A 13654-nucleotide genomic window follows, 5' to 3' on the forward strand; every position below is an offset into this window, starting at 1 on the left:
CGAGTCCGAGGACAGCCATGAATTACCAGCACCAGTACACCGACGGTACGCCGATTCACTATCCCCTGGGCAAGGTTGTCTGCATCGGCCGCAACTACGCCGAGCATGCCAAGGAGCTGAACAACCCGGTGCCCAGCGAGCCGCTGCTGTTCATCAAGCCGGGCAGCTGCGCGGTGCCGCTTGCGGGTGGCTTCAGCATCCCGGTCGATCGCGGCGCGGTGCATTACGAAGCGGAGATTGCCGTACTGATCGGCAAGCCGCTGTCGCGCAAGCCGGGTGAGGAGGAGCTACGCGATGCGATTTCCGGCTTCGCCCCGGCGCTGGACCTGACTCTGCGTGACGTGCAGGCGAAGCTCAAGGAAAAGGGCCACCCGTGGGAGATCGCCAAGAGCTTCGATGGCGCCTGCGTGCTCGCGCCCTTCGTCCCCGCCAGTGCGGTCGGCGATCTAGGTGACATCGGCATCCGCCTGAGCATCAACGGTGAAGTACGGCAGGACGGCAACAGCAGTCAGATGCTCAACGCCATCCTGCCTTTGCTGCAGCACATTGCCGGGCACTTCAGCCTGCAGCCCGGAGACGTGGTGCTGACCGGCACGCCCGCCGGCGTCGGCCCGCTGCGATCCGGTGATCAGCTGGTACTGGAGCTGGTTGGGCTGTCACGCTTCGAGAGTCGCGTGCTCTGACCGACCATATCCGTGAGCAATTGCAACGTAATCCACGTTTTCCAGCGAATGTCCGCCATGTTGTAATGCGGGCCCTTTCGCTGGAGTCCTCTCCATGCCCGCCGCTTCCTCTCGCTCATCTGGCTGGCGTCTGACCATTAAGGTCGTCCTGTTGCTGGTGTTGATCGCCGTGCTGGCTGTCGGCCACCTGTTGCACTGGGATGACCAGTTACGACTCTACTGGCGCGAACAGTCGGTCGGCGTCGAGCAGCGCGCTGCCAGTATATGGTTGCCTGACTACGAGCTGGCATTGGAAACGACCCTGCCAGGACTGGAAGAGGATGAGATCTCCGGTCTGACCTGGAATCCGCTGTCGGGCACGTTGTGGACCGTGACCGGGCAGAATCCTCAGCTGGTCGAATTCACCCCTGGCGGCGTGGTGCTACGCCGTATACGCCTGATCGGCTTCTCCGATCCGGAGGCTGTCGAAGCGCTGGGCGACGGGCGGCTGGCGATCGTTGACGAGCGCCGCCGGCTGGTGGCGGTGGTTCGCCCGGAGCCGGGTATCGAAAGCGTCGACCTGGACGATCTGGCGGTGCATGACCTCGGCTTTGCCGAAGCCGGCAACAAGGGCTTCGAGGGGCTGGCCTGGAACCCGCGTACGCAACGCCTGCTGCTGGCCAAGGAGCGCGACCCGCAGGGCCTGTTCGAGCTGCCGTTCCCCGGGGAAGACGGCGGTGTCGGAGTGCTCGAGGCGCTGCCGCGTCAACCGCTGCTGGTGCGCGATATTTCCTCGGTGACCATCGATCCGCGCAGCGGCCATACGCTGCTGCTCTCGGACGAATCGCGGTTGCTGGTGGAGCTGGACCTGCGAGGGCGGCCGCGCAGCTTCATCAGCCTGTTCGGCGGGCTCAACGGGCTGGTGCACGGCATCGAGCAGGCCGAGGGGGTGGCGATGGACGGTGAAGGCAATATCTATGTGGTCGGCGAGCCAAATCGCTTCTACGTCTTCAGCCGGCGCCCTCGCTGAGCATGCCGTTCAGCTTGGCGTAAGCCTGAGCGTGGCACGCTGGACGACTTCAGTCTGGAAGCAAGCCGCTTATGCACGTAGCCTCGCGATCTCTTGCGTTTTCTATCCTGGCCGCTCTGCTGGTCTCCATCTCGGCCCTCACGGCCTGGCATTTTCAGCTTCCCGAGCGCGCCTGGTTCGAATTTCAGCAATGGCACTATGCAGATCAGCGTCGGGAGCGTTCGTTATGGCTGCCGGATTACCGAGCGGTCGTGCAGGCGCAGGTGATAGAGGGGGTCGAGGATGACCTTTCCGCGCTCACCTACGATCCGGATCGCAACAGTCTGATTGCGGTGACCAATGGCGATCCGCGGTTGCTGGAGTTGAGTCTGGATGGGCGGCTGCTGCGCTCGGTCCGCCTGGAGGGATTTGGTGATCCCGAGGCCATCGAGTATGTGAGTCGTGGCGTCTACGTGATAAGTGACGAGCGCGAGCAGCGCCTGCTGCAGGTGGAAGTCGACGAGCAAACGTCGGTGATTGATTCGCGCGGTGCCCGGCAGCTGTCGCTTGGGATCGGTCGCAACGGCAACAAGGGTTTCGAAGGGTTGGCTTACGATGCGCTTGGTCGACGACTTTTTGTGGCCAAGGAACGTGACCCGCTGCGGATCTATGAGATTCAGGGGTTCCCGCATTCGGACCCGAACGAGCCCTATGCCGTGCACGTGCAGGATGATCCCCGGCGCGATGCCGGCCTGTTCGTGCGTGACCTTTCCAGCCTGCAGTACGACGAGGCGAGCGGTCATCTGCTGGCCCTGTCGGACGAGTCGCGGCTGGTGGTCGAGCTGGATTTGGTTGGGCGGCCGCTCAGCAGTCTGCGGCTGACGGCGGGTCAGCATGGGCTCGAAGCAGACGTGCCGCAGGCCGAAGGCATCGCCATGTCGGCCGACGGCACGTTGTACTTGGTCAGCGAACCGAACCTGTTCTACGTGTTTCGCAAGTAGCCTTTGCGGATCACGCGACCGGTGCGGCACTTTCATCTTGCAGCGCCGCGTCCGGCGCGTGATTGCGCACCGATTCGCAGCCGTGTTCGGCGCTGCTCAGGCTGGCATACATCTGGCTCTGGCCGATGATCTGCCCGTTGGTGGCCTTGAGCACGAAGTAATGTTTGCCGCTGCTCGACTCCTTGATCTCGAACGCGCCTTCGCGTGTGGCGTTCTTGCGTACCGAATCGATGCCGTTGACGGCCGAAGCGTGAGCTTTGTATTGCTCGCTGGTGAGAATGACCTGGCCGTTGCTGGCCAGCAGGTTGAAATGGAACTGACCGTTGGCGGTTTTCTTCAGCTGGAACTTGCCGGGCATGGCGACACCTCCTGTGGCGAGCTGCGCCGGTGCCGGCGCAGTATCCACAAGCGTAGCCGCAGTCGAGCGAAACTGCCGCTTCGCTTCAGCGCGTCAGCGTCTGTACGCCGCCGGCGGTGCCGAGCAGCAGCAGATCGGCCGGGCGCATCGCAAACAGTCCGTTGCAGACCACGCCGACGATGTCGTTGATCTTGCCTTCGAGCTCCGGCGCAAAGCCGATCATCAGGTTGTGCACGTCGAGGATCACGTTGCCGTTATCGGTCACCACGCCGTCGCGATAGACCGGGTCGCCGCCAAGCTTCACCAGCTCGCGGGCGACATGACTGCGTGCCATCGGAATGACCTCTACCGGTAGCGGGAAGGTGCCGAGCTGTTCGACCAGCTTGCTGCCATCGGCGATGCAGATGAAGGTCTTGGCCACGGCCGCGACGATCTTCTCGCGGGTCAGCGCGGCGCCGCCGCCCTTGATCAGCTCGAGGTGCTTGTTGGCCTCGTCGGCGCCGTCGACGTAGAACTCCAGTTCGCTGACTGAGTTTAGGTCGTAGACCGGAATGCCGTGCTGCTTCAGGCGCTCGGCGGTGGCCTCGGAGCTGGCCACCGCGCCATCGAAGAAGCCCTTGTGCTTGGCCAGCAGGTCGATGAAGAAGTTGGCGGTCGAGCCGGTGCCGACGCCGACGATGCTGCGGTCGTTGAGCTTGGGCACGATGTAGTCGACAGCGGCCTGGGCGACGGCCTGCTTGAGCTGATCCTGGGTCATGGAGGGTCCGGGGCTGGATTGACGAGGCGTCGATTATAGCCCGTAGTCGGCGGCGGCTGGCCCAGCGGATGCGCCGGCGCCGGGATGGCCGATTGCCGGTGGTCGCCGCGGGTGTCGCGGAGTAGACTCGCCCGATCCCTCCGTAATGCCCGCCAAGATAGCCAGAATGCTCGAACACTACGTCAAGAAGATCCTCACCTCGCGCGTCTACGACGTTGCCGTCGAAACTCCGCTGCAACCCGCCCGTCAGCTATCCGAGCGTATCGGCAACCAGATTCTGCTCAAGCGCGAGGACCTGCAGCCGGTGTTCTCCTTCAAGGTGCGCGGCGCCTATAACAAACTGGCGCAGCTGTCGCCGGAGGAGCTGGCGCGCGGCGTGGTCACTGCATCGGCTGGCAACCACGCCCAGGGCGTTGCGCTGGCGGCCAAGCAGCTGGGGATCAAGGCCACCATCGTCATGCCGCGGACCACGCCGGAGCTGAAAGTGCAGGGCGTGCGCGCCCGCGGCGGCAAGGTGGTGCTGCATGGCGATGCGTTCCCCGAGGCGTTGGCCTATTCGCTGAAGCTGGTCGAGGAGAAAGGGCTGGTCTACATCCACCCCTACGACGATCCCGACGTGATCGCCGGCCAGGGCACCGTGGCGATGGAAATTCTGCGTCAGCACCAGGGGCCGATCGACGCGATCTTCGTGCCGGTGGGCGGCGGCGGGCTGGTGGCAGGCATCGCGGCGTACGTGAAATACCTGTATCCGCAGACCAAGGTGATTGGCGTCGAGCCGGACGACTCCAACTGCCTGCAGGCGGCGCTGGCGGCCGGGGAGCGCGTCACGCTGGAGCAGGTCGGGCTGTTTGCCGATGGCGTGGCGGTAGCGCAGATCGGCCAGCACACCTTCGATGTCTGCAGGCATTACGTCGACGAGGTGATCACCGTCAGCACCGACGAGATCTGTGCGGCGATCAAGGATATCTACGACGATACCCGCTCGATCACCGAGCCGGCCGGTGCTCTGGCCGTGGCCGGGATCAAGAAGTACGTCGAGCGCGACGGCGTCAGCGGTCAGGTGTTGGTAGGCATCGATTCGGGCGCCAACGTCAACTTCGACCGCCTGCGCCACGTCGCCGAGCGCGCCGAGCTGGGCGAGAAGCGCGAGGCGATCATCGCTGTGACCATTCCCGAGCAGCCGGGCAGTTTCAAGGCCTTCTGCGAGGCGATCGGCAAGCGGCAGATCACCGAATTCAACTATCGCTATCACACCAATGGCGAGGCGCACATTTTCGTCGGTGTGCAGACCCACCCGGAGAACGACCCGCGCGCGGCGCTGGTCGAAGGGCTGCGTGACAAGGGCTTTCCGGTGCTCGATCTGACCGATAACGAGCTGGCCAAGCTGCATATCCGCCATATGGTCGGCGGCCATGCGGCGGGGGTGAGCGACGAGATGGTGCTGCGTTTCGAGTTCCCCGAGCGCCCCGGCGCGCTGTTCAACTTCCTCAACAAGCTGGGCGGGCGCTGGAACATCTCGATGTTCCATTACCGCAACCACGGCGCCGCCGATGGCCGTGTCGTCGCCGGCCTGCAGGTGCCGGCCGAGGAGCGCCATCTGGTGCCGGCGGCGCTGGAAAAGATCGGCTACCGCTACTGGGATGAAAGCGACAACCCGGCCTATCGGCTATTCCTCGGCTGAGCGGGCGTCTAAGGAGAGCGCATGGACCACTATCTGCTGCTGCGAATCGTCCACGGTGCCTCGGCGGTATTGCTGATTCTCGGGATCGCCGCGCACTTGGTGTTGCTCTGGCGTAGCTGGCGTCGCGGCGATGCGGCTGTGCTGCAAGGCAAGCTGCGGCGCACGCGCCGGTTGTCGCTGCCGTTGCTGGCGTTGCTCGGTCTATCACTGCCGGTGAGCGGCTGGTGGCTGGTGCATCTGGCCGGCTGGCCGCTGGGCCAGCTGTGGCTGCTGGTCAGCTCGCTGCTGTTCGTGCTGCTGCTGCCGCTCGGGCTGCTGCTGGCTGGGCGCCTACGGGCCTGGGTCGCGCTCGGCGAGGCGCCGGCACCCGCGCGGCTGCTGGGATTCAGCCTGTCCTATGCGGGCCTGATCCTGCTGGTGCTGCTGGCGATCAGCGCGCTGATGGGCGCTAAGCCGGCCTGAACCGGCGGCATCAGCGCAGCGAGATGATCTGCCAGCCACGCTGTTCGGCGATGCTGCGCAGGGTCGGGTCCGGGTCGACCGCGACCGGATGGCTGACGCGCTCCAGCAGTGGCAGATCGTTGCGCGAATCGCTGTAGAAGTAGCTGCCCTCGAGCGATTGCCCGCTTTCGTCGAGCCAGCGCTCGATGCGCTCGACCTTGCCTTCCTGGAAGCAGGGGATGTCGATCAGACGCCCCGTGTAGCGGCCGTCCTGCATTTCGCACTCGGTGGCCAGGAGGGTCTGCACACCCAGCCGTGCGGCGATCGGGCCGGTGATGAAACGGTTGGTGGCGGTGATGATGGCGACGCGGTCGCCGGCTTCCAGATGTTGACGCACCAGCGCCTCGCCCTTGGCCAGCACGATCGGCTCGATATGCTCGCGCATGAAGTCCGCGTGCCATTGCGCCAGCTGCGGCATGTCGGTGCGGCCGAGAATTTCCTGGCAGAAATTCTGATAGGCGTGCACGTCGAGCTTGCCGTCGAGGTAGTCCTGATAGAAGGCGTCATTGCGCGCACGATAGGTGTCGACGTCTACCAGGCCGCGCTGGCAGAGAAACTCCCCCCAGGCATGATCGCTGTCACCGGCCAGCAGGGTATTGTCGAGATCGAATAGAGCCAGGCGCACGGATGGATTCCTTCGCAAGATGAATGGCGGCGCCAGCATAACCAAATGTGGCGGCGGCGCCAGACCTGCTCGCGCTTGGCGGCGCCCGATGATGCGGAAACTGGCGGCGTGCCGCGCTTTCGGCTGATCGCCGTTTTGTGGAACAATGCGGCGACATGCGTTTGCGAGGTTGCTAGCCGTGATCGATTCCGATGGTTTTCGCCCGAATGTCGGCATCATCCTCACCAATGATGTCGGACAGGTGCTGTGGGCGCGGCGGATCAACCAGGACGCCTGGCAGTTTCCGCAGGGTGGCATCAACCCGCGCGAGACGCCCGAAGAAGCGCTGTACCGCGAACTGAACGAGGAAGTCGGGCTGGAAGAGCGGGATGTGAACATCCTCGCCTGCACCCGTGGCTGGTTGCGCTATCGTCTGCCGCAGCGTCTGGTGCGTACGCACAGCCAGCCGCTGTGCATTGGCCAGAAGCAGAAGTGGTTTCTGCTGCGCCTGACCGGCGCCGAAGAACGGGTGCGTATGGATCTGACCGGCAAACCCGAATTCGATGGTTGGCGCTGGGTCAGTTACTGGTATCCGCTGGGCCAGGTCGTCACCTTCAAGCGCGAGGTCTACCGTCGCGCACTCAAAGAACTCGCACCGCGCCTACCCGTGCGGGACTGAAAAATCGGGGAGAAAGCCTCTGAGCATGCTCGGCACGCTGCGCAAGATTGTCCAGGAAGTGAACGCCGCCAAGGACCTCAAGGCGGCATTGGGCATCATCGTGCTGAGAGTCAAGGAGGCCATGGGCAGCCATGTCTGCTCGGTCTATCTGCTCGATCCGGAAACCGAACGCTTCGTGCTGATGGCCACTGAAGGCCTGAACAAGCGCGCCATCGGCAAGGTCAGCATGGCGCCCAACGAAGGTCTGGTCGGCCTGGTCGGCACCCGCGAGGAGCCGCTCAATCTCGAGCACGCCTCCGAACACCCGCGCTATCGCTACTTCGCCGAAACCGGCGAGGAGCGTTACGCGTCCTTCCTCGGTGCACCGATCATCCACCATCGACGGGTAATGGGCGTGCTGGTCATCCAGCAGAGGGAGCGCCGGCAGTTCGATGAAGGGGAGGAGGCATTTCTCGTCACCATGAGCGCGCAGCTCGCCGGTGTCATCGCCCATGCCGAGGCGACCGGCTCGATCCGCGGCCTCGGCCGCCAGGGCAAGGGTATCCAGGAAACGCGTTTCGTCGGCATCCCCGGCGCGCCGGGCGCCTGTGTCGGCACAGCGGTGGTGGTGTTGCCGCCGGCCGATCTGGACGTGGTGCCGGACAAGACCGTCGATGACATCGGTGCCGAGCTGGCGCTGTTCGAGACGGCACTCGAGGCGGTACGCGCGGACATGCGCGCGCTGTCCGAGAAGCTCGCCAACCAGATGCGCAAGGAAGAGCGCGCACTGTTCGATGTCTACCTGATGATGCTCGACGACTCGGCGCTGGCCGGCGAGGTGACCAAGGTCATCCGTACCGGGCAGTGGGCGCAGGGTGCGCTGCGTCAGGTGGTGACCGAGCACGTGCGGCGTTTCGAACTGATGGACGACGCCTACCTGCGCGAGCGCGCCTCGGACGTCAAGGACATCGGCCGCCGCCTGCTCTCCTACCTGCAGGAGGCCCGCCAGCAGACGCTTACCTACCCGGACAAGACCATCCTGGTCAGCGAGGAGCTATCACCGGCGATGCTCGGCGAGGTGCCCGAAGGCAAGCTCGGCGGCATGGTGTCGGTGCTCGGCTCGAGTAACTCGCACGTGGCGATTCTGGCGCGGGCGATGGGCATTCCCACGGTGATGGGCGCGGTCGATCTGCCGTATTCGAAGGTCGACGGCATCGAGCTGATCATCGACGGCTATCGCGGCGAGATCATCACCAACCCCGGCAAGGTGCTGCGCGAACAGTACGCAGTGCTCGCCGAGCAGGAACGCCAGCTCTCCGAAGGGCTCGACGTGCTGCGCGAGCTGCCTTGCGAGACCACCGATGGCCGGCGTATCCCGCTGTGGGTCAACACCGGCCTGCTCGCCGATGTGGTGCGCGCGCAGGAGCGTGGCGCCGAGGGCGTCGGCCTGTATCGCACCGAAGTGCCCTTCATGATCAAGGAGCGCTTCCCCAGCGAAAAGGAACAGATGGCGATCTATCGCGAGCAGCTGGAGGCGTTCCATCCGCTGCCTGTCACCATGCGCAGCCTGGACATTGGTGGCGACAAGTCGCTGCCGTATTTCCCGATCAAGGAAGAGAATCCGTTCCTCGGCTGGCGCGGCATCCGCGTCACGCTGGATCACCCGGAAATCTTCCTGCTGCAGACCCGTGCGATGCTCAAGGCCAGTGTCGGGCTGAATAACCTGCGTATCCTGCTGCCGATGATTTCCGGGCTGCGCGAGTTGGAAGAGGCGCTGCACCTGATTCACCGCGCCTGGGGCGAGGTGCGCGACGAAGGCCTGGACGTGCAGATGCCGCCGGTGGGCGTGATGATCGAGGTGCCCGCGGCGGTCTACCTGACGCGCGAGCTGGCGCGTCTGGTGGACTTCATCTCGGTCGGCTCCAACGATCTGACCCAGTACCTGCTCGCGGTCGACCGCAACAATCCGCGCGTGGCCGATCTCTACGACTATCTGCATCCGGCCGTGCTCGAGGCCCTGCAGCGCGTGGTTCACGAGGCGCATGCCGAGGGACGCCCGGTGAGTATCTGCGGCGAGATGGCCGGCGATCCGGCCGCCGCCATGCTGCTGCTGGCGATGGGTTTCGACAGCCTGTCGATGAACGCCACCAACCTGCCCAAGGTCAAGTGGCTGCTGCGCCAGGTCAGCCTGCAGACCGCCCGCGAACTGCTGGCGCGGGTGATGGTGCTCGACAGCCCGCAGGTGATCCACGCCACGGTGCAGCTGACGCTGCGCAATCTTGGTCTGAATCGCCTGATCAACCCTTCCGCCGCGGTGTGACGCGGCGGTTGGCTCAGTCGCGCGCCGGCAGGCGATAGTGCGTATCGCCGAGCAACCCGTCCGGACCGAAACGCCGTTCATGGATATCCAGTGCACCGTTCTGCCAGCGCAGCAGCGCGGTACTGGCGCGCGTGCCGTATTCGCTGCTGGCGATGAAGACGCTCGATAACAGACGCTCCCATTCCAGCGGCACGCCGGTGCTCGGCAGCTCCGCATCGGGCGCCCGCTCATGGTCGTCCAGCAGTTGCAGCAGCGACTCGGTGTCGGCCAGCTCCAGCCGGGTGGCCAATGCGGTGCGCGCTCGGCGCAACTTCGGCCAGGGCGTATCCAGATCGGCGTTGCACAGGCCATAGACGCCAGCCTCGAGTCGTCGCGGCGTCGCGGACTGGGAATTGAAATGCCAGAGCTCTCGCGCGGTACCAACCAGCAGGTTGAAGCCGGCATAGTCCTCGATGCCTGCGCTCAGCCCGGCAAGATAATCGGCCGGCGCCAGCTCGCCGCGCAGGTAACGCTCCACCAGCTCGCCGCGGCTGCGTCGGCCGGCTGGCTGACCGCCGATGCGGATGTTGGTCAGCGCGGCGAAGCGGCCATCGGGACGCACGCCCAACCAGGTGCCGCCTGCCAGCAGATCGCGCCCGCCGATGATGGAAGGAGCATCCTCCCAGGCGGCCAGCGGCAGGCTAGGGCGGGCGTGGAACTCGTCACGGTTTGCGGCCAGCAGCAGCGGCAGCGCGTGCCCGGGGCGCCAGGCGAAAACGATCAGGCACATGAGGCACCGGAAAGAACGGGTGGATGGGCAGGCTAGACGAAAAGGCGAGGCAGCCTCAAGGCCGGTCGTCCAGACGGTCCAGTACCGCGCCATCCGAGCGATTGAGGGGCCATGCTTGCGGCTGTTCGCGGGGCGGCGCCGGCCTTCGCTGGTGAGCAACCGGGGCGCGGCGGCAGCGCTGCTTTCGAGTAAACTGCGCCCCCATGAATCGCACCCTCTATACCCTGCTGTTCCACCTCGGCCTGCCGCTGGTGATCCTGCGCCTGCTCTGGCGCGCGTGGCGGGCGCCGGCCTATGCGCGGCGCATCGGCGAGCGCTTCGCCATCGGTCTGCCGCCGCTCGAACCCGGCGGCATCTGGCTGCACGCAGTGTCGGTAGGCGAGAGCATTGCAGCGGCACCACTGATCCGCGAGCTGATGGCGCGCCATCCCGACTTGCCGATCACCGTCACCTGCATGACGCCGACCGGCTCCGAGCGAATCCGCGCGTTATTCGGTGACCGCGTGCAGCACTGCTACCTACCCTACGACCTACCCTGGGCAGCGGCACGCTTTCTCGAGCGTACGCGGCCGCGGCTGGCGGTGGTGATGGAAACCGAGCTGTGGCCCAACCACATCCATCAATGCGCGCAGCGCGGCATTCCGGTGGCATTGGCCAATGCGCGGCTATCCGAACGCTCGGCGCGCGGTTACGCCCGCTTTGCTCGCCTGACGGCGCCGATGCTGAGCGAACTGAGCCTGATCGCCGTGCAGACGGCCGCCGAGGCGGAGCGTTTTCTCGCGTTGGGCGCGCGCAGCGAGTGTGTCGAGGTCACCGGCTCGATCAAGTTCGATCTGACCATCGACCCGGCGCTACTGGCGCGCGCGGGCGAACTGCGCAAGCAGTGGGGCGCGCTACAGCGGCCGGTGTGGATCGCGGCGAGCACCCATGCTGGCGAAGACGAGATCGTCCTGGCGGCGCATCGGCGCCTGCTGGAGCGGCATCCGCAGGCGCTGCTTATCCTGGTGCCGCGCCATCCGGAACGCTTTGCGGCGATGGCCGAGCTGTGCCGTCAGCAGGGTTTCGCCACGGTCCGGCGCTCGCAGGGTGAGGCCGTCACCGCACATACGCAGGTGCTGCTCGGCGATACCATGGGCGAGCTGCTGTTTCTTTATGCACTGGCGGACATTGCCTTCGTCGGCGGCAGCCTGGTGCCCAACGGCGGACACAACCTGCTGGAACCGGCGGCGCTGGGCAAACCCGTGCTCACTGGCCCGCATCTGTTCAATTTCCTCGAGATATCGGCGCAGTTGCGTGCGGCCGGTGCGCTGCTGGAAGTGGCCGACGTCGTCGAGCTGACCGATAGCGTCGACCGGCTGTGGCGCGAGCCGGTCAGCGCCGAACGCATGCGTGCGGCCGGGCTGACGGTGCTCAAAGCCAATCAGGGCGCGCTGCAGCGTTTGCTGGCCGCCTTGGCGGGGCTGCTCGCTGGCCGCGCGGAGCGTCCGCCGAGGTAACCGGCGTGTCCGACTCGCCGTCCGCGGAGTGCGGCCACCGTGCTGTCAGTCGATGCGCACGGGCTGGCCGATGGTCTGCGGCAAGTCCGTCGGCAGAAAGTCGCTGTCCGGGTCGTAGTCGGGTTTGAGGTAGGCGGCCAGCTGCTGCAGGTCGTCCGGGTTCAGCGTACCGGCGGCCTGTTTCAGGCGCAGATTGTCGAGGATGTAGTCGTAGCGGGCGTTGTTGTAGTCGCGCACCGCGGCGTACAGCCGACGCTGGGTGTCGAGCACGTCGACGATATTGCGCGTACCCACCTGATAGCCGATTTCCGTGGCCTCCAGCGCGCTCTGGTTGGAGATGATTGACTGCCGGCGCGCCTGCACCTGCTCGATGTCGGTGTTCACCGCACGATGCAGGTTGCGTGTGGCTTCGACGACCTGGCGGCGCAGGCTCTCACGCTGCTGTTCACTCTGGCTGAGCAGGTGGAAGGCTTCGCGGCTCTGCGAACGGGTCAGGCCGCCGCTGTACAGCGGAATGTTCAGTTGCAGGCCGATGCTGCGCTGCTCGGCATCGCCGGTGTAGCGCGGGTAGTTCGGCAGCGCATCGCTCATGCCGCTGTTGGAGAAACCCAGCGCATCGTTGTCGCCCTTGCGGTATGACGCCACCGCATCGAGCGTCGGCGCGTGGCCGGCGCGGCGCTGGCGCAGGGTTTCTTCGGCCGCGGTCACGGCATAGTTCACCGCCAGCAGATTGAGGTTCTGCCGGCTGGCGGTCTCGACCCAGGCGCCGGCGTCGTTCGGTGTCGGCGCCAGCACCGGCAGGCTGTGGCGGATGCCTTCCAGTGCGAGGTACTCGCGGTTGGTCAGGGTGAACAGTGCCTGGAACGCATCGTCGACCTGCCGCTGGGCAATCAGGCGATTGGCGCGTGCGGTATCGAAGCCAGCCTGGGCCTCGAGAACGTCGGTGCGGTCGGACAGGCCGACTTCGAAGCGTTCGTTGGCCTGGTCCAGCTGCCGCTTGAACGCCGCTTCCTCGGCCTTCAATGCGGCGAGGTTGTCCTGCGCACGCAGCACGGCGAAGTAGGCTTGCGCGCTCTGCAGGATCAGATCCTGTTCGGCGATGGAGTATTCCAGTGCCGCCTGCTCGCTGATGGCTTCGGCGGCCTTGAGCTGGAACCAGCGGTCGGCTCGGAACAGCGGCTGGCTCAGCGTTGCCTGGTAGGCGGTGCCGCTGCGCGACAGCGAGCGCGAGCCCAGATGGGTGTCGACATCCGTTTCGTTGTCGCTCAGCTCGGCACCGGCGCTGAGATTGGGCAGCAGCCCGGCGCGTGCCTGCGGCACCACCTCCTGGCGCGCACGGAACTGTGCACGGGCGGCTGCGAGGTCGGCGTTGTTGTCGACCGCATGCTGGTAGACGCTGACCAGATCGGTGCGGCTGGCGAGCGGGGTTTCGGCCCAGGCCGTCCCGGCGAAGATGGCTGCCACGGCGATGGCCAGGGGAAGTCTTTGCAGCATCTCGGCTCATCCTGAATTGAAGTGATGGGCAAGGCTAAGCGGCGGGCCAGGGAGGGTCAAGGCGCAGCGATTGTCCGGGGTGCGGCGGGGAAAAATGACCGAACGGTCGGCTTGTGGCGGCGCCGGCGTGGTTTTTCCCGCGGCTCTTGATTAGACTCGACGGCGTTCTTGTCGGGGTGCCTTGATGCGAAGGCTGAGATCGGAAAGTTCCGGATCCCGTTGAACCTGATCAGGTTAAGGCCTGCGTAGGGAACAAGATGTACTCGCCAGTTGCCGGCGAGGCTCTCGGCGCCAGTTCCGGCGCACCCCAATGCCCTTGACCCGCCGTGTTGCTCAGGTTCGCT

13 protein-coding genes and 1 riboswitch are annotated in these 13654 nt (G+C 65.5%); of the genes, 8 read left to right on the forward strand and 5 right to left on the reverse strand.

The annotated features are described in order from the left end of the window. The first annotated feature begins 17 nt into the window (after positions 1 to 17). From AC0ZJQ_RS01770 to AC0ZJQ_RS01780, 3 genes are all read left to right on the forward strand, one after another. Positions 18 to 683 (forward strand): fumarylacetoacetate hydrolase family protein, encoded by a 666-nt coding sequence (locus tag AC0ZJQ_RS01770; RefSeq protein WP_102829057.1) that lies wholly within the window; start codon positions 18 to 20, stop codon positions 681 to 683. Positions 684 to 777: 94 nt separating this feature from the next. Beyond that, a complete protein-coding gene (locus AC0ZJQ_RS01775; protein WP_314020039.1) occupies positions 778 to 1692 on the forward strand; it encodes an SdiA-regulated domain-containing protein in 915 nt (304 codons plus the stop codon). A gap of 71 nt (positions 1693 to 1763) precedes the next feature. Then, positions 1764 to 2672: an SdiA-regulated domain-containing protein gene (locus AC0ZJQ_RS01780; RefSeq protein WP_167136759.1), complete on the forward strand. Its 909-nt coding sequence runs from the start codon at positions 1764 to 1766 to the stop codon at positions 2670 to 2672. Positions 2673 to 2682: 10 nt separating this feature from the next. Here the strand turns inward: AC0ZJQ_RS01780 and AC0ZJQ_RS01785 are convergent, their stop codons facing one another. Both AC0ZJQ_RS01785 and rpiA read right to left on the reverse strand, forming a co-directional pair. Then, the gene (locus AC0ZJQ_RS01785; protein WP_008568435.1) at positions 2683 to 3030 is read right to left on the reverse strand and encodes a YegP family protein; all 348 of its coding nucleotides are present in this window, start codon (positions 3028 to 3030) and stop codon (positions 2683 to 2685) included. A gap of 85 nt (positions 3031 to 3115) precedes the next feature. Continuing rightward, on the reverse strand, positions 3116 to 3787 hold the full coding sequence (rpiA, locus tag AC0ZJQ_RS01790; protein WP_008568433.1) for a ribose-5-phosphate isomerase RpiA: 672 nt from the start codon (positions 3785 to 3787) through the stop codon (positions 3116 to 3118). Positions 3788 to 3953: 166 nt separating this feature from the next. On the opposite strand from rpiA, the gene ilvA reads away from it, so the two are divergent. Further along, entirely contained in the window at positions 3954 to 5468 is a 1515-nt protein-coding gene (gene ilvA, locus AC0ZJQ_RS01795; protein ID WP_237263847.1) for a threonine ammonia-lyase, biosynthetic, read from the forward strand. Positions 5469 to 5489: 21 nt separating this feature from the next. Further along, a complete protein-coding gene (locus AC0ZJQ_RS01800; RefSeq protein ID WP_102829053.1) occupies positions 5490 to 5930 on the forward strand; it encodes a DUF2269 family protein in 441 nt (146 codons plus the stop codon). Between the two features lie 10 nt (positions 5931 to 5940). On the opposite strand, the gene AC0ZJQ_RS01805 is transcribed toward AC0ZJQ_RS01800, so the two are convergent. Beyond that, positions 5941 to 6594 carry a histidinol-phosphatase gene (locus tag AC0ZJQ_RS01805; protein WP_008568430.1) on the reverse strand — a complete coding sequence of 218 codons (654 nt, stop codon included), beginning with the start codon at positions 6592 to 6594 and terminating at the stop codon, positions 5941 to 5943. Between the two features lie 178 nt (positions 6595 to 6772). On the opposite strand from AC0ZJQ_RS01805, the gene AC0ZJQ_RS01810 reads away from it, so the two are divergent. Further along, on the forward strand, positions 6773 to 7252 hold the full coding sequence (locus tag AC0ZJQ_RS01810) for an RNA pyrophosphohydrolase (protein ID WP_003286151.1): 480 nt from the start codon (positions 6773 to 6775) through the stop codon (positions 7250 to 7252). A 25-nt stretch (positions 7253 to 7277) separates the two neighbouring features. Continuing rightward, entirely contained in the window at positions 7278 to 9551 is a 2274-nt protein-coding gene (gene ptsP, locus AC0ZJQ_RS01815; protein ID WP_476477258.1) for a phosphoenolpyruvate--protein phosphotransferase, read from the forward strand. 13 nt (positions 9552 to 9564) lie between these two features. Here ptsP and AC0ZJQ_RS01820 read toward each other — a convergent pair whose 3' ends face one another. Beyond that, positions 9565 to 10320: an NRDE family protein gene (locus tag AC0ZJQ_RS01820; protein WP_102829052.1), complete on the reverse strand. Its 756-nt coding sequence runs from the start codon at positions 10318 to 10320 to the stop codon at positions 9565 to 9567. A gap of 203 nt (positions 10321 to 10523) precedes the next feature. On the opposite strand from AC0ZJQ_RS01820, the gene waaA reads away from it, so the two are divergent. Continuing rightward, positions 10524 to 11816, forward strand: coding sequence for a lipid IV(A) 3-deoxy-D-manno-octulosonic acid transferase (gene waaA / locus AC0ZJQ_RS01825; RefSeq protein WP_237263851.1), 1293 nt, complete (start codon positions 10524 to 10526; stop codon positions 11814 to 11816). Between the two features lie 45 nt (positions 11817 to 11861). Here waaA and AC0ZJQ_RS01830 read toward each other — a convergent pair whose 3' ends face one another. Continuing rightward, positions 11862 to 13310 carry a TolC family outer membrane protein gene (locus tag AC0ZJQ_RS01830; protein WP_476477259.1) on the reverse strand — a complete coding sequence of 483 codons (1449 nt, stop codon included), beginning with the start codon at positions 13308 to 13310 and terminating at the stop codon, positions 11862 to 11864. A gap of 162 nt (positions 13311 to 13472) precedes the next feature. Then, positions 13473 to 13579: riboswitch (TPP riboswitch) on the forward strand. The last annotated feature ends 75 nt before the right edge of the window (positions 13580 to 13654 follow it).

Source organism: Stutzerimonas sp. 21-1 (genome assembly GCF_056336065.1).